At 72.6% G+C, this 20,416-nt stretch carries 19 protein-coding genes and 2 pseudogenes; 13 read left to right on the forward strand and 8 right to left on the reverse strand.

Annotated features, from left to right (window positions below):
* Positions 1 to 746 (reverse strand): annotated as a pseudogene (locus ACZ4W5_RS35070) (molybdopterin-dependent oxidoreductase); the annotation flags it as partial.
* A gap of 311 nt (positions 747 to 1,057) precedes the next feature.
* Between ACZ4W5_RS35070 and ACZ4W5_RS35075 the strand changes: the two are divergent.
* A complete protein-coding gene (locus ACZ4W5_RS35075; RefSeq protein ID WP_360244805.1) occupies positions 1,058 to 2,326 on the forward strand; it encodes a glycoside hydrolase family 10-like protein in 1,269 nt (422 codons plus the stop codon).
* Between the two features lie 99 nt (positions 2,327 to 2,425).
* Here the strand turns inward: ACZ4W5_RS35075 and ACZ4W5_RS35080 are convergent, their stop codons facing one another.
* Positions 2,426 to 3,211, reverse strand: coding sequence for a neprosin family prolyl endopeptidase (locus ACZ4W5_RS35080; RefSeq protein WP_465659123.1), 786 nt, complete (start codon positions 3,209 to 3,211; stop codon positions 2,426 to 2,428).
* Between the two features lie 302 nt (positions 3,212 to 3,513).
* Here ACZ4W5_RS35080 and ACZ4W5_RS35085 point away from each other — a divergent pair, with 302 nt between their 5' ends.
* Positions 3,514 to 4,899, forward strand: a complete 1,386-nt coding sequence (locus ACZ4W5_RS35085) for a helix-turn-helix domain-containing protein (protein ID WP_465659156.1) — start codon at positions 3,514 to 3,516, stop codon at positions 4,897 to 4,899.
* 152 nt (positions 4,900 to 5,051) lie between these two features.
* Here ACZ4W5_RS35085 and ACZ4W5_RS35090 read toward each other — a convergent pair whose 3' ends face one another.
* From ACZ4W5_RS35090 to ACZ4W5_RS35100, 3 genes are read right to left on the reverse strand one after another with little or no spacing between them, the layout of a single operon-like run.
* Entirely contained in the window at positions 5,052 to 5,240 is a 189-nt protein-coding gene (locus ACZ4W5_RS35090) for a DUF397 domain-containing protein (protein WP_465659124.1), read from the reverse strand.
* Between the two features lie 17 nt (positions 5,241 to 5,257).
* Entirely contained in the window at positions 5,258 to 5,443 is a 186-nt protein-coding gene (locus ACZ4W5_RS35095) for a DUF397 domain-containing protein (protein WP_465659126.1), read from the reverse strand.
* Positions 5,444 to 5,445: 2 nt separating this feature from the next.
* The gene (locus ACZ4W5_RS35100) at positions 5,446 to 6,318 is read right to left on the reverse strand and encodes a helix-turn-helix domain-containing protein (RefSeq protein ID WP_465659127.1); all 873 of its coding nucleotides are present in this window, start codon (positions 6,316 to 6,318) and stop codon (positions 5,446 to 5,448) included.
* A gap of 130 nt (positions 6,319 to 6,448) precedes the next feature.
* Between ACZ4W5_RS35100 and ACZ4W5_RS35105 the strand changes: the two genes are divergently transcribed.
* Both ACZ4W5_RS35105 and ACZ4W5_RS35110 read left to right on the forward strand, forming a co-directional pair.
* Positions 6,449 to 6,919, forward strand: a complete 471-nt coding sequence (locus tag ACZ4W5_RS35105) for an ATP-binding protein (RefSeq protein ID WP_465659128.1) — start codon at positions 6,449 to 6,451, stop codon at positions 6,917 to 6,919.
* Positions 6,909 to 7,064 (forward strand): hypothetical protein, encoded by a 156-nt coding sequence (locus ACZ4W5_RS35110; protein WP_465659130.1) that lies wholly within the window; start codon positions 6,909 to 6,911, stop codon positions 7,062 to 7,064. Before ACZ4W5_RS35105 ends, ACZ4W5_RS35110 begins: the two co-directional genes overlap by 11 nt.
* 146 nt (positions 7,065 to 7,210) lie before the next feature.
* Here ACZ4W5_RS35110 and ACZ4W5_RS35115 read toward each other — a convergent pair whose 3' ends face one another.
* Positions 7,211 to 7,417, reverse strand: coding sequence for a hypothetical protein (locus tag ACZ4W5_RS35115; RefSeq protein ID WP_465659132.1), 207 nt, complete (start codon positions 7,415 to 7,417; stop codon positions 7,211 to 7,213).
* Between ACZ4W5_RS35115 and ACZ4W5_RS35120 the strand changes: the two are divergent.
* From ACZ4W5_RS35120 to ACZ4W5_RS35140, 5 genes and pseudogenes are all read left to right on the forward strand, one after another.
* A pseudogene (locus tag ACZ4W5_RS35120) lies at positions 7,416 to 7,727 on the forward strand (class I SAM-dependent methyltransferase); the annotation flags it as partial. The gene ACZ4W5_RS35115 and the pseudogene ACZ4W5_RS35120 overlap by 2 nt on opposite strands.
* Before the next feature lie 224 nt (positions 7,728 to 7,951).
* Positions 7,952 to 8,581, forward strand: coding sequence for a LysE family translocator (locus ACZ4W5_RS35125; RefSeq protein WP_360245386.1), 630 nt, complete (start codon positions 7,952 to 7,954; stop codon positions 8,579 to 8,581).
* A gap of 364 nt (positions 8,582 to 8,945) precedes the next feature.
* On the forward strand, positions 8,946 to 9,740 hold the full coding sequence (locus ACZ4W5_RS35130) for an MBL fold metallo-hydrolase (RefSeq protein WP_465659134.1): 795 nt from the start codon (positions 8,946 to 8,948) through the stop codon (positions 9,738 to 9,740).
* Between the two features lie 246 nt (positions 9,741 to 9,986).
* Positions 9,987 to 10,622 (forward strand): hypothetical protein, encoded by a 636-nt coding sequence (locus ACZ4W5_RS35135; RefSeq protein WP_465659135.1) that lies wholly within the window; start codon positions 9,987 to 9,989, stop codon positions 10,620 to 10,622.
* 389 nt (positions 10,623 to 11,011) lie between these two features.
* Positions 11,012 to 14,332: an AfsR/SARP family transcriptional regulator gene (locus ACZ4W5_RS35140; protein ID WP_465659136.1), complete on the forward strand. Its 3,321-nt coding sequence runs from the start codon at positions 11,012 to 11,014 to the stop codon at positions 14,330 to 14,332.
* Positions 14,333 to 14,345: 13 nt separating this feature from the next.
* Here the strand turns inward: ACZ4W5_RS35140 and ACZ4W5_RS35145 are convergent, their stop codons facing one another.
* Positions 14,346 to 15,149, reverse strand: a complete 804-nt coding sequence (locus ACZ4W5_RS35145) for a hypothetical protein (RefSeq protein ID WP_465659138.1) — start codon at positions 15,147 to 15,149, stop codon at positions 14,346 to 14,348.
* 256 nt (positions 15,150 to 15,405) lie between these two features.
* On the opposite strand from ACZ4W5_RS35145, the gene ACZ4W5_RS35150 reads away from it, so the two are divergent.
* Together ACZ4W5_RS35150 and ACZ4W5_RS35155 are read left to right on the forward strand one after the other, a co-directional pair.
* Complete coding sequence (locus ACZ4W5_RS35150; protein ID WP_465659140.1) at positions 15,406 to 16,797, forward strand: hypothetical protein; 1,392 nt, start codon at positions 15,406 to 15,408, stop codon at positions 16,795 to 16,797.
* Positions 16,798 to 16,802: 5 nt separating this feature from the next.
* Positions 16,803 to 18,287, forward strand: coding sequence for a CHAP domain-containing protein (locus ACZ4W5_RS35155; protein ID WP_465659142.1), 1,485 nt, complete (start codon positions 16,803 to 16,805; stop codon positions 18,285 to 18,287).
* Between the two features lie 60 nt (positions 18,288 to 18,347).
* On the opposite strand, the gene ACZ4W5_RS35160 is transcribed toward ACZ4W5_RS35155, so the two are convergent.
* Entirely contained in the window at positions 18,348 to 19,391 is a 1,044-nt protein-coding gene (locus tag ACZ4W5_RS35160) for a helix-turn-helix transcriptional regulator (protein WP_465659143.1), read from the reverse strand.
* A 106-nt stretch (positions 19,392 to 19,497) separates the two neighbouring features.
* Here ACZ4W5_RS35160 and ACZ4W5_RS35165 point away from each other — a divergent pair, with 106 nt between their 5' ends.
* Complete coding sequence (locus ACZ4W5_RS35165; protein WP_465659145.1) at positions 19,498 to 19,896, forward strand: VOC family protein; 399 nt, start codon at positions 19,498 to 19,500, stop codon at positions 19,894 to 19,896.
* A 99-nt stretch (positions 19,897 to 19,995) separates the two neighbouring features.
* Positions 19,996 to 20,322 carry a hypothetical protein gene (locus ACZ4W5_RS35170; protein WP_360245360.1) on the forward strand — a complete coding sequence of 109 codons (327 nt, stop codon included), beginning with the start codon at positions 19,996 to 19,998 and terminating at the stop codon, positions 20,320 to 20,322.
* Positions 20,323 to 20,416: the final 94 nt, after the last annotated feature.

A 20,416-nucleotide genomic window follows, 5' to 3' on the forward strand; every position in this document is an offset into this window, starting at 1 on the left:
GGGTCGCCAACCACCAGCCGCCGGCGGGGGGGGGGGGTACCCCCCCGGGCGGGGGGGTGGGTGGGGGGGCCCCGCCGCCCCCCCGCCCCCGGGCCCGGTCGGCGCGGGGCCAGCAGGTCCACCGCCCGCAGCCAGGGCACGGTCTGCCCGGCGGTGGTCAGCGTCACCGCGCCGACGGCCGCTCCCACGGCGGTCAGGAAACCCCGGCGCCCGGCCGGCGCCGGAGCCTGCCGGCCGCGCCAGTGCCGGGCGATGAGCGGCGCCTTGACGGCCAGGTGGATCAGCAGGCCGCCGACCGCGAGCCAGGCCAGCCAGAAGTGGGTCTGGCGGAACGGGAACGGCCAGGGGTACCACTGGAGCGTGTTCAGCAGTCCGGTGCACAGCTCCAGCAGCACGGCCGCCACCAGGACGGCGATGCCCAGCCGCTCCAGGGCGTGCAGCACGCTGCGGGCCGGCGGCCAGTCGAACAGCCGGGGGTAGACCGTCCACAGCTTCGCGCCGGTCAGCGGGATCGCGGCGATGCCGCTGATCACGTGCAGCCCCTGGGTGATCCGGTACCCGTTCACGGGACGGGAGGGCAGGTGCGGCGCCAGCCAGTGCGGCGGGTCCTGGAGGAAGTGGCTGGTCAGGCCGGTCAGGAAGCAGACCAGCAGGGCTGCGCCGAGCCACCGGCCGAGTACGACGGCGGTGCGCGGCTCGTGCAGCGCGGAGGTGAACGCGCCGTCGCGGAAGGGGCCGCGCCGCAGGAAGCCGGGCGGGGGAGGGAGCGGGCGGTCGAGGCGGAGGTCGAGGCGGCGCCGGGCGCCGGGGGGCTTGGAATCCACCCGTCCATCGAAGCGCGCCGGGCGTGTGGTGAGGGGCTGTGACGTCCTTACGGAATGCGAACGGCGCCGCCCAGGAGGAGAGATGCGCGGCCGCCAGGACGACCCGCCCGTACCCAACCACGCCCGCGGTCGTTGCTCCTGGCAACGCAGAGGTCGGACCCTCGGCAGGGCGGCCGGACCGACGGGCAGCGAGTTGCGGGAAGCGAGCTGCGGGAATGAGCGAGGGGCACGACATGGGGCGAATCACGAGGCGGGGCTTCGTGGCGGGCACGGCGGCCGCACTCGGCGGGCTGGCCGTGGCCGCCCCGGCCTCTGCCCCGGCGTCCGCCGCGGGCCGGGGCGGGCCGCAGGAGCAGCCCCGCCGGGTGGCGGCGGAACGGCGGGACGGCGAGCGGGAGTTCCGCGGCGTCTGGCTGACGACGGTGGCCAACCGGGACTGGCCCTCCCGGCCCGGCCTCACCGCCGAGGCCCAGCGCGCCGAGCTGCTCGCCCGGCTCGACGAGGCGCTGGAACGACGGCTGAACGCGGTGCTGCTCCACGTCCGCCCGACCGCGGACGCGCTGTGGCCCTCCCCGTACGAGCCCTGGTCGGCCTGGCTCACCGGGGAGCAGGGCCGGGACCCGGGCTGGGACCCGCTGGGCACCGCGGTCGAGGAGGCGCACCAACGCGGCCTGGAACTGCACGCCTGGTGCAACCCTTACCGGATCGCGACCCACGACGACCCCTCGCGGCTGGTCCCGACGCACCCCGCCCGGCTCCACCCCGACTGGGTGGTGACCCACGGCGGGCGGCTCCACTACAACCCGGGCCTGCCCGAGGTCCGCCGCTTCGTGCAGGACGCCATGCTCGACGCCGTACGCCGCTACGACGTCGACGGCGTCCACTTCGACGACTACTTCTACCCGTACCCGGTCGCGGGGGAGCGCTTCGACGACGACGCGGCCTACGCCCGGTACGGGGCCGACTTCCCGGACCGCGACGCGTGGCGGCGCGACAACATCGACCTCCTGGTCCGGGAGATGGGCGCCCGGATCAAGGCGGTCAACAGCCGGGTGCGGTTCGGGATCAGCCCGTTCGGGGTGTGGCGCAACCAGGCGACCGACCAGCAGGGCTCGGCGACCACGGCGGGCGTCCAGGCCTACGACGACCTGTACGCCGACACCCGGAAGTGGGTGCGCGAGGGCTGGATCGACTACATCTGCCCGCAGCTCTACTGGAACATCGGCTTCGCCGCCGCCGACTACGCCGTCCTGGTGCCCTGGTGGGACGCGGTGGCCCGGGGCACCGGCGTCGACCTCTACCTCGGCGAGGCGCTGTACAAGGCGGGCGCGCCGGGCCAGCCCGCCGCCTGGCAGGACCCGGCCGAGCTGTCCCGCCACCTCACCCTGGCCCAGGACTACGGCACGGTCCGCGGGCACTGCTTCTTCGCGGCCCGGGAGGTCGCGGAGGACCGCATCGGCGCCATGGCCCGCGTCGTCGCCGACCACTACCGGCCGGACTGAGTCTCCGGCTCGCCCCTCACGGGCCGGAACCCGCGGCGCATCGGCCTCGCCGCCCTCGCGAGGCCGACACGACCGTCGGCGGTCGTCGACCGTCCGCGGTCAGCAGGCGCCGGGACCGCCGAGGCGGAAGGAAGTGGCGCCAGCCGCACCGTAGTTGTAGTAGCTCGGGTCGGTCGCGCTGACGGTGAACCGGGGCTGGTCGGACGAGCCGTACAGCTGGTAGTCGGAGATCGACGACGATCCGGCCTGGCTGCCGTAGACGCCGTCGCCCATCTGGGTGCAGCTGGTCCGGCTGTCGGCGGCGACCTCGCCGAAGGCGGAGACGATCTGGGCGTTGGTGAACGTGCCGTTCCAGGTGCTGCCGGGGAAGTAGCCGATGGGCGTGTTGTCGTAGTAGGCCCACCAGTTGCCGTTGCTGTTCCACCAGGCGAGCCGCACCGAGCCGCCCGGGGGCAGGGCCATGCCCGGCCGTACCGTGCTGGAGGTCGGTACGAAGCCGGTGTTGTAGGAGGTGGGTTGGCCGTTGATCCAGTGGAAGACGAAGAGATGGGGCAGGTAGTCGCCGTTGGTCTGGGGGTCGACGGTCCAACCGATCTCGACGGTGTTGCCGCTGACGGTGCCGCCGGTGCTCTGCAGGGAGAGTTCCTGGAGCGAGTGGCCGTCGGCGGGGACGCCGGTCGGGTCGGCGACGTACATGGTGACGGCGGCGCCGGCCGTCGTGGTCTGCTGACGCCCGGTCACGTAGCTGAAACAGGCGCCGAACCAGCACTGGGCGGCGTGGGCAGTGGTGGCGGGGAGCAGGATCGTCGCGGCGATGGTGGCGGCCGTCAGTGCGGCCGCGGTGGTGCGGGGCCTGGGACGGATGGTGCGTCGACTGAGGAGCATGGGGGTCCTTCCGGTGGGGGTGGCGCGGATCGCGCGCCGTGTGGAAGTGCTCGTCGATGACCGTTGGAGCCGGGTGCGTCCCGTGGCGAGCCGTGGGGGTGGCGCGCGGGACCGTTCGGAGACGCCCGGAGAGCGGCCGGAGAACAGCTGAGAGAGTGGGCTACTCCGATATAAATCCCGTCATAACATCAGTTACGACTGGAGTTAAGTTAGGGCACGGGTCCCCGGCCCCGCAAGACCCCGGGTCATCGGCGTGATAGGAGTGCCGACGGAACATGAACGACCCCGAGGAGGAAGCCGAGATGTCCGCCCCCGCCACAGGTGAGCAGCCCTCGGAGCCGGTCGGCGCGCGGCTCCAACGACTGCGCGCCGAACGCGGACTGACCCAGCGCGCACTGGCCGAGCCGGGGTACACCGCCGCGTACGTCTCCACCCTGGAGGCGGGCAAGGCCCGGGCGTCCGAAACGGTGCTGCGCTACTTCGCCGAGCGCCTCCAGGTCGGCTACGAGGAACTGGCCTTCGGCCTGCCCGCCGGCCTGCGCAGCGAGATCCGGGACGGCATCGCCGAGGCGAACCAGCTCGTGGAGGCCGGCGACGGCGAGGCGGCCGAGGAGCGGTTGGCCGCGTTGACGGAACGGGCCGGCGCCTTCGGGCTGGTCGACCTCGTCGCCGAACTGCGCACCGCCCTGGGGGCGTTCCTGCTGCGCCGCGGCGCGCTGGCCGAGGGGCGGGAGCAGTTCGAGCAGGCCGAGGGTCTGCTGGCCGACCAGCCGCTGCCGACTCGGGTGCCCGCCATCCGCGGGCGGGCGACCGCCCACTACCTGGAAGGGGACGTCCGCTACTCCTGCTACCTGCTGGAGAGCACGATCAACGAGCTGAACAGCGGCGGCCTGCCGGACCCGGTGTCGCTGATGCTGCTGTACGCCTCGGCGATCGGCCCCTACCTGGAGCTCGGTGCCCTCGAACGCGCGACGAAGGCAGCCGGCCTCGCGCTCGCCCTGGCGCCCCGCGTGGAGGACCCGGTGGCCGTCGCCGGCCTGCACCGGTCCGTCGCGCGCACCCACGTGGCCCACGGACGGTTCGCCGAGGCCGAAGCCGCGCTGGTCAAGGCGCAGGAGGTGTACCAGCAGTGGGGGATCCGTGTCGAGCTCGCGCAGTGCCACTGGATGCGCGGATACCTGCACGCCCAGCACGGCCGACTTGCCGAGGCCGAGACCGAACTGCGCACGGCAGCGGCGATGTTGCGCGCGAGCGGGGCCGCGTTCTACGCGGTCCAGGTGGAGGTCGAGCTCGCCGACGTCCGGTGGCGGCTCGGCCACACAGCGGAAGCCGAGGAGCTCCTCGGCCGGCTGCTGGAGGGTCTCGGCCCCGGCCGTGGCGCGGTCCACGCCGCCGCCGCGCACCGGCTGCTCGGCCTGATCCGCGAACGCGCCGACGACCTGGAGGCGGCCGAGCGGCACTACCGCACCGCCGTCGACCTCCAGCGTGAAGCGGACGTCACCGGCGACCTGGCCGACACCACCCGCCTGCTGGGCGACCTGCTCGACCGTCAGGGCCGCAGCCGCGAGGCGATGGCGGCCTACCGCGACGGACTGATCCGGCTCGCCCGCCCGGGCACCACCACGCTCGGCCCCGCTCCGGTCCCGCCACCGATCCCGGAGACGGTCCAGGGCCGGGGCGGGGCGTGAGCGGGACCAGCGACTGGGCGAACGGCGAGACCGGAGCCGACCACTCAGGAGCTGGAGGCCGAGTTCTGCGGTGAGGGGGAGTAGGGAACCCGTACAGAGTGGTGATGTACGGGTTCAGCCCGTCGCTCGCCAGGAGCGACGGGCCGAAGCCGTCAGACCTCGCTGGTGGCGGCGAAGGTGAGGAACGCCTCCCACGCGGCCGGTTCGAAGGTCAGTTGGGGACCGCTCTTGTCCTTGGAGTCACGGACGTGGACGACGCCCGGGGTCTCGGCGACCTCGACGCAAGCAGTGCCCTCGTTACCGCTGTAGCTGCTCTTGATCCACGCGAGCTTCGCGTTCATTGTTCTCCCCGGATGGGTCAGACCTCAGCGGTGGCGGCGTACTTGATGAACGCCTCCCAGGCGGCCGGTTCGAAGGTCAGTTGGGGGCCGCTCTTGTCCTTGGAGTCACGGACGTGGACGACGCCCGGGGTCTCGGCGACCTCGACGCACTGGGCGCCCTCGTTGGTGCTGTAACTGCTCTTGAACCACGCCAGCTCAGCCATGCTTACCGCTCTCCCAGGATCAGTTCGATCAAGGCCAAGGACTCCCTCATGTCGAGCGCCTGCGCCCTGAGGGAGCCATACCGCGCAACCATCTTACGGACGTCCTCCGGGTCCGTGATCAGTCTATTAACGTGCTGGATCTCCACGTACGCAATCGGTAGACGGTTGGGCGGAGTGAGGATCGTGAAAGGGCCGCCCATTCCAGCATTCTGCTCCTTGGAGAGGGGCATGACCTGTAGCTCCAACCCGCGAATCTCGGCAGCCTTGAGCAGGTGGCGCAGCTGTTCCTGATGCGTGTCCCATCCGCCGAGGGGCCTTCTGAGCACGCTCTCGTCCATGACCCAACTCATCACTGGCAACGGCCACCGCGTCAGGATCTCCTGACGCGCCAACCTGGCCGCGACCCAACTGTCGATCTGCTCCGTCGAGAGCCACGGCCTGCGCATCTCGTACAGAGCCCGGGCGTGTGCCTCGGTCTGTAGCAGTCCCGGGATCGCGAACATGCTGTACTCGTGGATCTCAAGCGCTTTCGCTTCCTCCGAGGTGAAGGCCCTGGAGAAAGCCGGATGCCGCTCACGCATGCGGAGTTTCGCCTTCATCACGTCATCCGCAATGAGCCTCAGCAGGCCGCCCGCGTTCAGCAGGTCGTCGGCCATCTCCAGGAACTCGATTCGAGCCGTCCGCACGCCCCGCTCCATCGAGCCGATCTGGGCTTCGCTGTAGCCGGTCATCTTGGCGAACTGCTTCTGGGTAACGCCGGCCCGCTCCCGGAAGTACTTGATCATCTTCCCGACCGCGACGTAGAACTCCGTGACCCCGTCCGAGCTCTCCGCCGTCTCGCCGTCGTCGAAGACCGTCTGCTCGACGCCGCCCACGGCAACCACCCGCCCTTTCGACCGATTGATCCAGGCCGCCCACGGGGCGAACCCTACGCACCCATACATGCACTCTCCGTGCCTGCCTGATCCCTGGTCAGCGTACGTCCGCCCCGCCACGCTTTCTCCCATGACGACCCAAATCCCCCTCGACAGACCCCGCCGCCACACCACCCTCCACACCGCCACGCCCAAGGGTGCCGCCCTGTGTCGCCGCATCGCGCGGCGTCAACTCACCTGCTGGGGGCTGAACTCGACGCACACCGACCCCTTCCACTCCGCGCTGTTGATCGTCGCGGAGCTGGCCACCAACGCCGTCCTGCACGGACGCGTTCCGGGGCGCGGGTTCGAGTTGCACCTCTCCCTCACCACCACCGCGCGCCGGGGCACCACCCTGCGCATCGAGATCAGCGACCCCAGGGGCGACAGGGCTCCCGTCCTGCCCACCACCCCCACGCCGCACGCCCAGTCCGGCCGGGGCCTGCTCCTCATCAGCGCCCTCAGTGACCGCTGGGGCACCATCCCCCGCCACCCCAACGCCAAGACCGTCTGGGCCGAACTCGACCTCACCGATGCCGATGCCACCCCCGATGCCATCTGAACCCCGCCATAGCGACGGGCGGGACGCGCTCTGCACCCTCCTGCCCTTCGTGCTCCTCCTCGCCCTGCTCGCCTGGGCCTACCCCCTCACCGCACCCCGCCACAACCACCCCACCCCGCACCCCACTTCGAGCCGGACCCCGTAAACGCCGAGGAGTGGGAAGTCGGCCCCACCGACTTCCCACTGCCCGGTCGTCCGAGGCCCTGGCTTCATTCGCCAGCCGCCCGACGATCACCTGATCGGGACTTCGGTTCGACCGACACGTGCCTTGATCGGTACGACAACAACTGCTTACGGGCGGGCGTGGTGGTTGCTGTTGCTCTGGTCCGACGCGTTGGTGTTGGTGACGCCGCTCTTGATGCCGAGCAAGTTCGCGTTGTTCGCGGCGTCCAGGTTGTTCAGGGTGTCGGTGATGATCGAGGCGTGGGCGGGGGCGGCAAGAAGCAGGGGAAGGGCGGCGGCGAGAGCGGCGGCCCTGAGCAGAGTACGAGTAGCCATGCCTGATCAACGTGTCTGCTCGATCACTGGACACGGTGGGCTGGGTATCGCACGCCGAACAGGACGCCGCGCGGCCCTCCAGGCCGGCCGGCGCGGGGCACCAGTCGCGTCACCGTTCCGTTGGCCGAGATCCACTGGGGGGGGTGAAACCTACCTGGCCACCGGCTACGGCGCCTACGCCCGCCTGGCCCACGACCTCGGCGCCGCCGAGGTCGTGGGCGTTGACCTCTCGCCCCTGATGGTCCGTCACGCCCAAGCCGCCACCGACCCGTCCACGCCGGTCACCTACCAGGTTGCCGACGCCCTCGCCCTGCTCGCCCGGGCCTACGCCTTCACCGCACCCGCCACAACCACCCCACCCCGCAGCCCACTTCGAGCCCGACCCGGTAAACCCCGAGGGGTGGGAAGTCGGCCCCACCGACTTCCCACTCCTCGGCCGTCCAGTGGGGTGGCGCTCCGAGGTCTGGACACCCCTCCGTCTCAGCCTACGAATATCGCTTGCAGGGCTGCCCCGCCCGCACGAGCATCGCGCCCATGCCTGTCGATCCGCACCTCTTCGCCGTCTTCCTCCTCACCACCCTCGTTGCGATGGTCACCCCGGGGCCGGACATGCTGTTCGTCCTCGGCTGCGGGATCCGCGGCGGCGCCCGCGCCGGGCTGCTCGCCACCGCCGGGGTCGCGACCAGCGAGGCCGTTCACATCGCGCTCGCGGCCGCGGGACTGTCCGCGTTCTTCGCCGCCGCGCCGACCGCGTTCACCGCACTGCGCCTGGCCGGCGCCGCGTACCTGGTGTACCTCGGCGTGCAGGCGATCCGCCACCGCGGCCAGGAGCGGTTCGAGTCGGCGGGCGCGAACGGGGTCTCCGGTCGGCGGGCGTACGTCCGCGGGCTGCTCACCAACCTGGTGAACCCGAAGATGGTCACGTTCACGATCGCGTTCCTGCCCCAGTTCGTCGACCCCGCGCTGGGCCGGGTCTGGCTCCAGTTCCTGGTCCTCGGCGCGGTCTTCATCGCGGTCGAGTTCCTGGTCGACGGCACGGTGGGCGTGCTCGCAGGCCGGATCGGCGGCTGGCTCGACCGGCGCGCGGCCGCGCGCCGTCGGCTCGACGTGGCGACCGGCGGCCTGTTCATCGGCCTGGGTGTGCGTCTCGCCGCCGAGCGTTAGGGCGTGTCTGACAATTCGCGTCGGATCAGCGCGCGGCGTTGGGGTGCGTGCATCGCAAGGCGGAGGAGGGAGTCCATGCGGAGCATCGGCGACTGACGACAACGCGGCGAGGTGCGTGCCCCGGCGTCGCGCGCCCGGCGGGAATTGTTCAGACACGCCCTAAGCCCTCTCGCGCTCGGGCCGCCGGGTGATCGATGCGAGCCGGAGCGCTGGAGTCGGAGGGCTGGAGTCGGACGTCGAGTTCCAGGGCAGAGCCCACGGTGAGGAAGCTCGGAGCCGGCGCTGAGCGGTCCGGAATGCTCCGGTGCCCCGAGCGGTTGCAGCCGGTTGCTGCCAGGTGGTTGCCCGAGACGGGAGAGTGCGCGTGAGGATCGGTGACATCCAGGTTCTGCCGGTGTGGGACGGGGTGGGGGTCGAGGTCGCGGCGGACATCCTGTCCCGTCCCGGCGTGGAGGATCCGTGGGCCTGCCACACCGAGCATCTTGAGGCGGACGGCACCTTGCGTCTGCCGCTCGGCGGCTTCTGCGTCCGCACCGGCGCGCGGACCGTACTCGTTGACACCGGTGTGGGCGCGTTCGACGACGGCCGGTACACGGGAGGGGACCTGCTCTCCTCTCTGGCCGACTACGGAATCACCCCGGCGGACGTCACGGACGTCGTTCTCACCCACCTGCACTTCGACCACATCGGCTGGGCGACGCACGACGGCGCGGCCGTGTTCCCCCGGGCGACCTACCGTGCGCACCGGGCCGACTGGGAGTACTTCGTCACCGGCGACAACCCGCAGCCGAGCGCGGTCGACAAGCTCACTCCGCTCGGTTCGCGGCTGGAGCTGTTCGACGCGGACTTCACTGTGGCGCCCGGTGTCGACGCGCTCCACGTGCCGGGCCACACCCCCGGTTCCACGGTGTACGTGGTCTCCTCCGGTGGCCGGAGGGCCGTCCTGTTGGGGGACGTGGTGCATTCCGTCGTCCAGTTCAGCGAACGGGATTGGGAGGTGGTCTGGGACGTCGACCCTGCCGCCGCCTCGGCGGTGCGCAACCGGATCGCGGACCGAGCGGCGGACGGAGACGACCTGCTGGTGGCCGCGCACTTCCCCGGCATGCGCTTCGGGCGCGTCGTCGTGGGGGACGGCGACCGCCGCTTCGTGGCTGTCTAGTGGCTCGTCACGCAGCGCGGGCATGGCGCCGGCGGACGTAGGCGCCGATGGTCGCCGGTTCGGTCCAGTTGAGCCGCGAACCTGGGGCTCGGAGTGTAACGTTGCGCTCTTCGGCCGGCCCGAGTGCCTGCTGGAGTCCTGACGGGACACTCCGTGACTCTTGACGACAGTAACGACATTGACGACCTTGACGACCTTGACGCCCTGGGGGCGGCGACGGCCAGGGTGGCGGACGCTTTCCGCGGCATGACGGCCGACATCGGCGAGACCGGGTGCGGTCGCTGCTTCACCGAGGGCGAGATGAGGCTGTTGCGCAGCCCTGATGTCCCGCTCCCCGTGGAGCTCGTCCGCCAGGTCGCGCAGAAGGAGCCCGGCCACTGGGATGACCAGGCGGCGGTCATCCGACGCGTGCTGCCGCAGCTCGTCCTGGTGCTCGCCGGGCGTCCGACGGACCCGGAGTTGATGGCGCGGGGGCTGGCCGCGGCGGGCTGGTCGGAGTGGCCCGGCGAGCAGGCCGCGTCGGTCGCCGGTTTCCTGGACGCCTGGTGGTCGCAGACCCTGCGCACGGCGTCACCGCCGACCCCAGCGGCCGAGGTCTTCGCGAGCTGTGTGACGGCGAGTTCGACAGTCACTCCCTGGCTCGCCCGCTGGGAGGCGGAGCTGGAGGCGGAGGCGGAGACGGGCCCGGTCGCCGGGCATCACCTGGACGAGTGCGCCGACTGGTGGCGGGAGGAGCTGTACTCCGGCACCTCGCCGTTCTGGTGGCGGTGGGGCAGTCCGGCGCAGGAGCGGGCGGCCTGGGAGGAGGTGACGCTGTGGCTGGCCGGGCGGGGCCGGCCGCAGCCGGTGCCCGGCGAGATGGGGAGCACAGTCGGGGAGTGACGACCGGGAACGGTCGTCCGGCGGACGCGCGGCAGCCACCACGAACAGCGCCTGCTCCACGGCCTCCTGGACATCCAGCCGGACAACCCGGGCCGGGCGGCCTCCGCCCTGGTCGCCGCGCCGGCCGCCGTATGCCGGGCCGTCACCTTCTGCGCCGAGCACGTCCACGAGCCGATCTCGGTCGCCGACCTCGCCCGCGCCGCCCGCGCCGCGCGCGCAGCGCCGGGGGTGCGACGGAGGCGGTCGGCACCGGGGACGCGGTAGCGGCGGCGCGGTCCGTCCGGTGGAACCTGGCGGAGAGGCCCTGCCGTCCGCCCCGAACCGTGTACGGTCAACCCGTGACGCATTGCCGGTCGCCCTCGGGCGGTCGAAGGTCCGGGGGGACGGGGATGACGGAGTTCAGTCTGTTGGGGCCGGTGGAGGCCCTGCGTTCGGGGGAGCGGCTGGTCCTCGGCGGCCCGAAGCCGTTGAGCCTGCTGGCCGCCCTGCTGCTCCAGCCCCGCCAGGTGGTGAGCTCCGCCCGGCTGATCGACCTCGTCTGGGGCGAGCAGGCGCCCGCGACCGCCACCGCCCTGGTCGCGAGCTACGTCGCCGCCCTGCGCCGAGGCCTGGGCGCCGAGGCGGACCGGCTGCTGCTCACCCGCTCGCCCGGCTACCTGCTCGCCGTGGACGGCGAACAGCTCGACGCCTGGCGGTTCGAGCGCGGGCTCGCCGAGGCCAGGAACGCCGTCGAGCGCGGCGAGGCCGAGCAGGCGGTGCACGCCTTCGACACCGCTCTCGCCCTGTGGAAGGGCGAACGCGCCCTGGAGGGGATCGACCAGCCCTTCGCCGAGGCCGAGTCCGCCCGGCTCGGCCGGCTCCGGATCGACGGCATCGAGGAGCGCGCGGCCGCCCGGCTGTCGCTGGGCTGCGACGGCGAACTCGTCTCCGAGCTCGCCGCCCTGTGCGCCCAGCACCCCCTGCGGGAGCCGCTGCGCGGGCAGCTGATGACGGCCCTGTACCGGATGGGCCGGGCGGCCGACGCGCTGCGGGTCTTCCAGGAGGGGCGCGAACTGCTCGCCGACGCGCTCGGCATCGACCCCGGGCCGGGACTGCGGCTGATCCACCAGGCAATCCTCACCGAGGACGAGACCGTGCTCGGCGCCACCGGCCCGGTGTCCGTCCGCTCCCGGACTCGGCTCAGGGCTGCGGACCCGGGGCCGTCCGGGGTCCCGCCCGTGCCGCCAGGGCCCGTGCCACCAGGGTTCGTGTCGCACGGGCCCGTACCGCAAGGGCCCGTACCGCCCGCGCCCGTGCCGCGCCAACTGCCCTTTGCGGCACGTGACTTCGTCGGTCGAGACCGGGAGGTCGGCTGGATCGAGCGGGCCCTCGGGGCGTCCGGCGGCGGCACTGGCAGCGCCGACCGCACCGGCGGTGCCGACGGTCACCCCGGCGCCGACCGTCACCCCGGCGCCGCCGATGTCGCCGTGCTGTCCGGCCGCGCGGGCTGCGGCAAGACGGCGCTGGCGATCCACGTCGCCCACCGGCTGGCACCCCGCTTCCCCGACGGCCAGCTCTACCTCAACCTCCGGGGCACCGCCGACCGCCCCGTCGGCCCGCACGACGCCCTGGGCCGACTGCTGCGCGCCCTCGGCGTCGACGCCGCTCTGCTGCCCACCGGCCTGGACGAACGGGCCGAGCAGTACCGGATGCTGACGGCGGACCGCCGGATCATCACCGTCCTGGACGACGCCGCCAACGAGGAGCAGGTCCGCAGCCTGCTGCCGGGCACCGCGAGCTGCGCCGTCCTGGTCACCAGCCGTGGCCGCCTGCCCGTCCTGGAGGGCGCCGCCGTACTGGACCTGGACGTCCCGGCCGTGGACGAGTCGGTGGCCGCCCTGGCCAGGCTGGTCGGTGCCGAGCGGGTCGCGGCCCAGCCCGAGGCGGCCCGCGAGATCGTCGACCTGTGCGGCCGACTGCCGCTCGCCGTACGCGTCGCCGGGGCCCGGCTGGCCGGGCGCCCCCACTGGGCCCTCGGTCGACTCGCCGCCCGGCTGCGCGACGAACGCACCCGGCTGGACGAACTCACCGCCGGGGACCTCGACGTCCGGGCCAGTCTGACGCTCAGCTGCACCGGGCTCTCCCCGGCCGCCCGCACCGCGCTGAACCGCCTCGGCCTGCTGAGCCCCGCCGACCTGCCCGCCTGGGTCGTGGGCCCGCTGCTCGACACCGACCCGACGGCCGCCGAGGACGTGGTGGACGAGCTGGTCGACGCCCAACTCCTGGACGCCGTCGGCACCGACGCCGTCGGCCAGACCCGCTACCACCTGCACGACCTGGTCCGCCTGTTCGCGGCTGAGCACGGTCGGCGCGAGCCCGTCGAAGAGCGCACCGGCGCGGTCGTCCGACTGGTCGACGCCTGGATCGCACTGGTCGACGAGGCGGTCGAGAGCAGTGCCACCGGCACTCCGGGCATCCCGCCGGCGGAGGACCCGGCCTGGCGTTTCGAACCCGGGCAGAGCGCCGAGCTCCTCGCCGACCCCAGGGCCTGGCTGGAGGCGGAGCACGACAGCCTGGTCGTCATGGTCGAGGAGGCCGGGCGGGCCGGGCTGGACGTGGCGGCCTGCCGGCTCGCCAACAGCGTCGCGCTCGGCCTGTTCGCCGCGCACAACCAGTTCGACTCCTGGTGGCGGACCCACGAGGCGGCCCTCGCCGCCGCCCGCGCGGGCGGCAACCTCGCCGGCGAGGCGCTGCTCCTGGTCGGGCTCGGGCGGCTGCGCTTCGAGCAGGACCGGCTCGCCGAGTCCTACGACTACTACCGCCAGGCCATCGCGGTCTACCGGAGCGCCGGCGCCACCGACCTCGGCGAACCGGACCCCGGCGCCACCGACCCCGGCACCACCGGCCCCGGCGCCACCGACCCCGGCACCACCGGCCTCGGCGCCACCGACCCCGGCACCACCGGCCTCGGCACCGACGACGCCCGCATCGGTGAGGTGGCCGCCCTCGCCGGGCTGGGCGAGGTCTGCCGCACCCAGGGCCAGTACGGGGAGGCGGTCATCCACCTGACGCAGGCCCTGGCGGGCGCCGAACGGCTCGGGCACCGGCTGACCGAGGCCCAGGCCGGTTACGGCCTCGGCAGCGTCCACTGCGAACAGGGCCGCTTCCCGCAGGCCCGGGAGAGCCACGAACGCGCCCTCGCCGCCTACCGCGCGGCCGGGAACCAGCGCGGTGAAGGCCTGGTCCTGCGCGGACTCGGCCTGGTCGAGCGCGCCCAGGGAAGGCTGGCCGAGGCCGCCGCCGTCTCGGCCCGGGCCGAGGACCTGCTGCGCCGGGCCGGCGATCGGCTCGGCGCGGTGTACGCCGCCCAGGCGCTCGCCAAGGTCCGGCTGCGCCAGGGCGACCACGCCCCGGCCAGGACCGCCCTGGAGGACGGCCTGGAGACCTGCCGCGAGCTGCGCGACGGCTTCGGCGAGGCCCTCATCCTGCGGACGCTCGGCGAACTGGCCCTGGCCGAGGGCGAACTCGAGGCGGCCGGCGAGGCGCTCCGGCGCTCCCTCCAGCTGTGGGACGTCCTCCGGCTGCCGCTGTGGCGCGCCCGGACCCTGCGCGACCTCGGCCGCCTCGCGGCCACGGGCGGTGACCCGGCCGCGGCGGAGGCGGCCTGGCAGGAGGCGCGGGGCGTCTTCGAGCGGTACGGCAGCCGGGAGGCGGGCGAGAACCTTGCCTGAGGCCGACGGGCCGTCAGGCCTCGGCGCGCGGGACGACGGCCCGGAGCACCCGCTCGGGGACGACCCAGGCCCGGCCGGTCGTCGTCCCGACTGCTTCCCCGGGCGTGTCCCCGGCTGCCGTCACGGTGCTGACCGTTCCCGAGCCCGGTGAGGTGAGACGCACGCCCGCCGGCAGCTCCGTGGGGAAGCCGTCGTAGACCCGGCTCGGTATGGTCCAGACCGTGGAGTCCTGGTAGCCGCACGCGGCGACCTCCTCCGGGCCGTCGAAGGCGATCAGCGCGCCGCCGAGCAGCAGGGCCACCGGCCGCGGATCGTACCGGCCCGCGCGGTCCACCGTGGCCCGACAGAGCGTGCCGTCCGCGGGCACCACCGGCAGGCCCCGGAAGAGCGGCAGCGGCACGCCGTTGACCACGCCCCGGGCCGGGGCCGCCTCCAACTCGGCCTCGCTGGCGAAGTCCAGGCGCGCCCGGCCGACCATCATCGCGACCGCGGTGGTCACCTGCCCGTCCCGGCCCTGCACCAGGGTGCCGTCGGCGGGCAGCGCCTGTTCCGGGGCGAAACGCCCGGGCACCGCCAGCAGCCGGCGCTCGTCGTAGCCGCAGGCCGTCAGCTCGGCCAGGTCGGCGAAGCGGACCAGGACGCCGCCCACCGCGACGGCCAACTGCCCGGTGGAGTCGCGCACCAGGGTGCCGTCGGTCAGGTCGGTCAGGTCGGTCAGGTCGGCCAGGTCGGCCAGGTCGGTGAGCGGGAGAGCGGGCGGGGGAGCAGGCGGGGGATCGGCCGGGGCGGGCGTGCGGGGGAAGCGGTCGTCAGGCATGGCGCGGTCCTCGGTTCGACGGAAACCCCCATCGTGGCGACCGGCCATTCAAGTTCCCTGCAAGTCCGCTGGAGGATTCCCGGTCGCCTTGCAGGCCCGGCGACCCGCAACCGCCTCCAGGTGATCAGCGGCCGCTCTGCACCGAACTTGCAGACCGCTGTCGGAACGTCGGATCAGCGAAGCCCGGCCGGGCCGATACCGCCGGGCAACCCAGTCAACCGACAACCGAACCGCGTTTCGTGGAGGAGAAGACCCCATGACCCGGATCCACCAGGGCGTTTCCACCGGCCTGACCGCCGTAGCCCTCAGCCTCGCCCTCGCCGCCGCCACCGCGCCCCTGGCCGCCGCCGTGCCCTCGGGCACGGTCGCCTGCGACCCGGCCGCGTCCGACGGCACGGCGACCGACCAGGCGATCGCCACCACCCTCAACCCCCGCTTGCAGGGCAAGATGCGCGGTGCGCTGAACGGCTACAACGTCTCCTGCGCCCGGACGATCGTCAACACCGTCCGGAACCGGGGCCTCGACAACCACGCCGCGGTCATCGCCGTCACCACCGCGATCGTCGAAGGCAGCATCAACAACCTGACGTACGGCGACGCGGACAGCCTGGGCCTGTTCCAGCAGCGCCCGAGCGCGGGCTGGGGAACGCCGGCCCAGATCGAGGACCCGGTCTTCGCCACCAACTCCTTCCTCACCCACATGCTGGCCAACTTCCCCAACGGCGCCTGGGAGAGCCAGCCGGTGGGCGTCGTCTGCCAGGGCGTCCAGGGCTCCGCCTTCCCCGAGCGCTACCAGCCGCAGGCCGGCGACGCCCAGCTGATCGTCGACGCGCTCTGGGCCCCCACCGCACGGCTCGGGGTGTTGCAGAACGGTGCGTTGACGGTGAAGCAGGGGGCGCTGACGGCCGGGTGGAGTCCGGAGTGGGGTGGGGGGTTGGCGAGGTTCAAGGTGAGTGGCAGTTGGATCGGTGTGCTGACGACCGGTGGTGAGTTGTATGTGAAGGAGGGGGATCTGAACGCGCCGTGGGTGGATGAGCGGGGTGGGGTTGCCGACTTCGACCTGGACCAGGGTGCGGGTCGGGTGGGTGTGGTGACCACGGACGGGCATGCGGTGGTCAAGGACGGTGGCCTGGCGGGCAGTTGGGTGGACGAGACGAGCGGCGTGAAGCAGCTTCGGCTGTCGGGTGACTGGGTCGGTGTGGTGTTCAACGACGGGACGGCTTCGGTGAAGGAGGGTGGTCTGCTGGCGGGGTGGACGCCGGAGACCAACAACGTGGCCGATCTCCAGCTGGACCGTGCCTCCGGCCGGGTCGGTGTGCTGACCAAGGACGGTCACGCCATCGTCAAGGACGGTGGCCTGGCCGGTAGTTGGGTGGACGAGACGAACGGTGTCAAGCAGCTTCGGCTGTCGGGCGACTGGGTCGGTGTGGTGTTCAACGACGGCACCGCCTCCGTGAAGGAGGGCGGTCTGTTGGCGGGCTGGACGCCGGAGACCAACAACGTGGCCGATCTCCAGCTGGACCGCGCCTCCGGCCGGGTCGGTGTGCTGTCCACCGATGGTCACGCCATCGTCAAGGAGGGTGGCCTGGCCGGTGGTTGGACCGACCAGACCAACGGCGTCCAGCAGCTCGGCCTCACCAGCTTCTGAAACACGTGCCGCAGAACCACCGCACCCGACGGATCATCAACGAGAGGAAGCTCATCACCATGTCCCGGACCCTGCGCCTGCTGTCCGTCCCGCTGTCGACCGCGCTGCTCGGCGCCTGCGTCACCCTTGCCGCGCCCTCAGCCTCCGCCGCCACCGGAAGCGACCTCGCCACCCTGGCCCTGAACAACGCCGGCAAGGGCGCCGGTTCCTGCTCGGTGGTCAACAGCGCACCGAACAGCCTCGGTGGCACGTCCTTCGGTTCCAGCTGCAAGCCCGAGTACTGGTGCTCCGACTTCGCCATCTGGGTCTGGCAGAACGCGGGACTGGACGTCGCCGGGCTCACCGCCTCCTCGGGCACCTTCTACGCCTACGGGCAGGCCAGAGGCACCCTCCACACGGGGCCGGACTACCGGCCCCAGCTCGGCGATGCGGTGCTCTACAACTACAACGGCGCCGGGCGCGCCGACCACGTCGGGCTCGTCACCAAGGTCAACGCCGACGGATCCGTCCTCACCACCAACGGCGACTGGGGAGGCCAGGGCTCGGACGAGGCCGCCTTCGCCCGCACCGCGACCGTCCAGAACCTCACCCTCGGCGCCGCCGAAGTCCCGGTCGGTTCGGTCCCCGCCGCCGCCAACATGCGGATCAGCGCCTACATCAGTCCCGCCGGCCTGACGGGTGCCCGGAACTCCCGCATCGGGGTGTTGCAGAACGGTGCGTTGACGGTGAAGCAGGGGGCGCTGACGGCGGGGTGGAGTCCGGAGTGGGGTGGGGGGTTGGCGCGATTCAAGGTGAGTGGCAGTTGGATCGGTGTGCTGACGACCGGTGGTGAGCTGTATGTGAAGGAGGGGGATCTGAACGCACCGTGGGTGGACGAGCGGGGTGGGGTCGCCGACTTCGAGTTGGACCAGGGTGCGGGTCGGGTGGGTGTGGTGACCACGGACGGGCATGCGGTGGTCAAGGACGGTGGTCTGGCCGGTAGTTGGGTGGACGAGACGAACGGCGTGAAGCAGCTTCGGCTGTCGGGTGACTGGGTCGGTGTGGTGTTCAACGACGGGACGGCTTCGGTGAAGGAGGGCGGTCTGCTGGCGGGGTGGACGCCGGAGACCAACAACGTGGCCGATCTCCAGCTGGACCGCGCCTCCGGCCGGGTCGGCGTGCTGACCAAGGACGGTCACGCCATCGTCAAGGACGGTGGTCTGGCCGGCAGTTGGGTGGACCAGACGAACGGTGTCAAGCAGCTTCGGCTGTCCGGCGACTGGGTCGGTGTGGTGTTCAACGACGGGACGGCCTCGGTGAAGGAGGGCGGCCTGCTGGCGGGGTGGACGCCGGAGACCAACAACGTGGCAGATCTCCAGCTGGACCGCGCCTCCGGCCGGGTCGGCGTGCTGTCCACCGACGGTCACGCCATCGTCAAGGACGGCGGCCTGGCCGGCAGTTGGACCGACCAGACCAACGGCGTCCAGCAGCTCGGCCTCACCAGCTACTGACCCCCACCGCTCGAAGGCCGCGTCGCCGTACCGCCCGCCCGGGTGGTGCGGCGACGCGGCTCAGGCGGGTCCGGGGGTGTGGTCACGGGCGTACGAGGCGAGGCGATCGGCCAGAGCGGCGACACGGGCCCGCAGTTCGTCGGGCCGCTCGATGACGAACGGCCGGTCCAGTGAGGCGAGTACGGCGGGCAGCCAGTCGAGCCGCTCCACCCGCAGCTCGACCACCCGCCAGCGTTCGACGGTCGCGTCGCCTTCGGGAGCATTGCTTTCGGGAGCATTGCCCTCGGGAACGACGTCCTCGGGAGCTTCGTCCGGCAGGCGTGCGACGCTCGCCGGGAGCCCGGCGCGGATCTGCCCGACCGTCCCGTGGATCCGCACGGTCACCTCGTGCCGGTACTCGGCGGTGGCGAACGCCGACAGCACCCGCTCCGCCGGATCCGGGCCGTCGGGCACGTCGAAGGAGCCGGGCAGGGTGCGGGCGTCCGCGATCCGGTCGAGCCGGAAGGTCCGGTCCTCGTCGAGCCGGGCGTCCCGGCCCGTGACGTACCACCGGCCCGCGTGGGCGACGATCCCGTACGCGTGCAGCGTGCGCTCGGTGCGGTGCCCGTCGCGGCCGGTGTGGTGGAGGGAGACCGGTCGGCGGTGGCGGACGGCGTCGGCGAGGGTGAGCAGGACCTCGGCGTCCGGGGTGTCGAACTCGCCGGGCCGGTCCGTGAAGGCGAGGGCGTCCAGGAGCGAGTCGAGCCGGCGGGCCAGGTGCTGGGGCAGGACCCGTCGGATCTTCGCCGCCGCCGTCTCGCCCGCCGTGCGCTCCGCCGTGCTCAGGCCCGCGCGGCGGCCGGCGAGCAGGCCGAGCAGGACGGCCAGCGCCTCGTCCTCGCCGAGCATCAGCGGGGGCAGCCGGTACCCGGGGGCGAGCCGGTACCCGCCGTAACGGCCGCGCACCGACTCCACGGGGACGCCCAGCTCGCCCAGCTGGTCGACGTATCGCCGTACGGTGCGCCCCTGGACACCGAGCCGGTCGGCGAGTTCGGCGACGGTCCGGGTGCCGCCGGACTGCAGCAGTTCCAGCAGGGTCAGCACGCGGGCGGTGGGTCGGGGCATGTTCGCAGCCTAGGCGGAATAGCGGACCGATTCTGTCCAGTATCCCGCCTAGCCTGCGACGTGCAGGTTCCCGAGTCCCGTTTCAGGTTCAGCCAAGGAGATCCCCGTGCACTTCGTCTCGATCCGCATCATCACCGCCGACGTCGCCCGCCTCGTCGCCTTCTACGAGCAGGCCACCGGGGTGCGGGCGGTGTGGGCCACCGAGGACTTCGCCGAACTGGGGATCGGCGGCGCCACCCTCGCGATCGCCGGCACCCGTACCGTCCCGCTGTTCGCACCCGGCTCGGCCCGCCCGGCGGACAACCACAGCGTGATCACCGAGTTCCTCGTCGACGACGTGGACCGCGTCCACCGCAACCTGAGCGCCGTCCTCACCGATGTCGTCGCCGGTCCCACCACGATGCCCTGGGGCAACCGCTCGTTGCTGTTCCGCGACCCCGACGGCAACCTGGTCAACTTCTTCACCCCCGTCACCCCCGCGGCGAAGCAGAAGTTCGCCCGCTGAGCCCGCTGAGCCCGCTGAGCCCGCTGAGCCCGCTGATGCTGCTGAGGCTGCCGAGGTCCGCCCCTGGTACTCGCGAGTCAGGTTCGGCAGAATGCTCCGGTGGCGAACTGGACCCGGATCCTGACGATGACCCGAAGCAACTTTCGCGCGGCCGACCCGGTCGAGCGGTGGACCGCCCGCGCGGCCTGGGCACTGCTGACGGCGACGGCCTGGCTTCTGGTGATGTTCACGACCGTCTTCGGGGCCGAGGTCGCCGGGGTCCCGATGGGGACCGTGACGTGGCTGGCGATCGCGCTCACCGTGGCGGTCCCCGCCGTCTCCTGGGCCGCCGTGACCTCGGGCGGCCCCGGCAGCCGCACCGGGACGTCGGCGTTGACCGTCGCGCTGCTGGTGGCGGCCGTCCTGCTCGTCATCGCCTTCGTCTGAGCCCGGTCGTCCGAGCCTGGTTGGCTGAGTCCGGTCGTCTGAACTCGCTTCGCCCGGGAGGCTCGGAGGCCGGTGGCCGGTGTTTCCGTGGCTC

It is taken from the genome of Kitasatospora sp. NPDC029367, from assembly GCF_055569135.1.

Excerpts from the sequence above, each read along its gene's own strand:
- ACZ4W5_RS35075 (WP_360244805.1), top strand. The coding sequence starts at position 1,058 with ATGGGGCGAATCACGAGGCGGGGCTTCGTGGCGGGCACGGCGGCCGCA.
- ACZ4W5_RS35080 (WP_465659123.1), bottom strand. The coding sequence starts at position 3,211 with ATGCTCCTCAGTCGACGCACCATCCGTCCCAGGCCCCGCACCACCGCG.
- ACZ4W5_RS35085 (WP_465659156.1), top strand. The coding sequence starts at position 3,514 with ATGTCCGCCCCCGCCACAGGTGAGCAGCCCTCGGAGCCGGTCGGCGCG.
- ACZ4W5_RS35090 (WP_465659124.1), bottom strand. The coding sequence starts at position 5,240 with ATGAACGCGAAGCTCGCGTGGATCAAGAGCAGCTACAGCGGTAACGAG.
- ACZ4W5_RS35095 (WP_465659126.1), bottom strand. The coding sequence starts at position 5,443 with ATGGCTGAGCTGGCGTGGTTCAAGAGCAGTTACAGCACCAACGAGGGC.
- ACZ4W5_RS35105 (WP_465659128.1), top strand. The coding sequence starts at position 6,449 with ATGACGACCCAAATCCCCCTCGACAGACCCCGCCGCCACACCACCCTC.
- ACZ4W5_RS35110 (WP_465659130.1), top strand. The coding sequence starts at position 6,909 with ATGCCATCTGAACCCCGCCATAGCGACGGGCGGGACGCGCTCTGCACC.
- ACZ4W5_RS35115 (WP_465659132.1), bottom strand. The coding sequence starts at position 7,417 with ATGGCTACTCGTACTCTGCTCAGGGCCGCCGCTCTCGCCGCCGCCCTT.
- ACZ4W5_RS35125 (WP_360245386.1), top strand. The coding sequence starts at position 7,952 with ATGCCTGTCGATCCGCACCTCTTCGCCGTCTTCCTCCTCACCACCCTC.
- ACZ4W5_RS35135 (WP_465659135.1), top strand. The coding sequence starts at position 9,987 with ATGACGGCCGACATCGGCGAGACCGGGTGCGGTCGCTGCTTCACCGAG.
- ACZ4W5_RS35140 (WP_465659136.1), top strand. The coding sequence starts at position 11,012 with ATGACGGAGTTCAGTCTGTTGGGGCCGGTGGAGGCCCTGCGTTCGGGG.
- ACZ4W5_RS35145 (WP_465659138.1), bottom strand. The coding sequence starts at position 15,149 with ATGCCTGACGACCGCTTCCCCCGCACGCCCGCCCCGGCCGATCCCCCG.
- ACZ4W5_RS35150 (WP_465659140.1), top strand. The coding sequence starts at position 15,406 with ATGACCCGGATCCACCAGGGCGTTTCCACCGGCCTGACCGCCGTAGCC.
- ACZ4W5_RS35160 (WP_465659143.1), bottom strand. The coding sequence starts at position 19,391 with ATGCCCCGACCCACCGCCCGCGTGCTGACCCTGCTGGAACTGCTGCAG.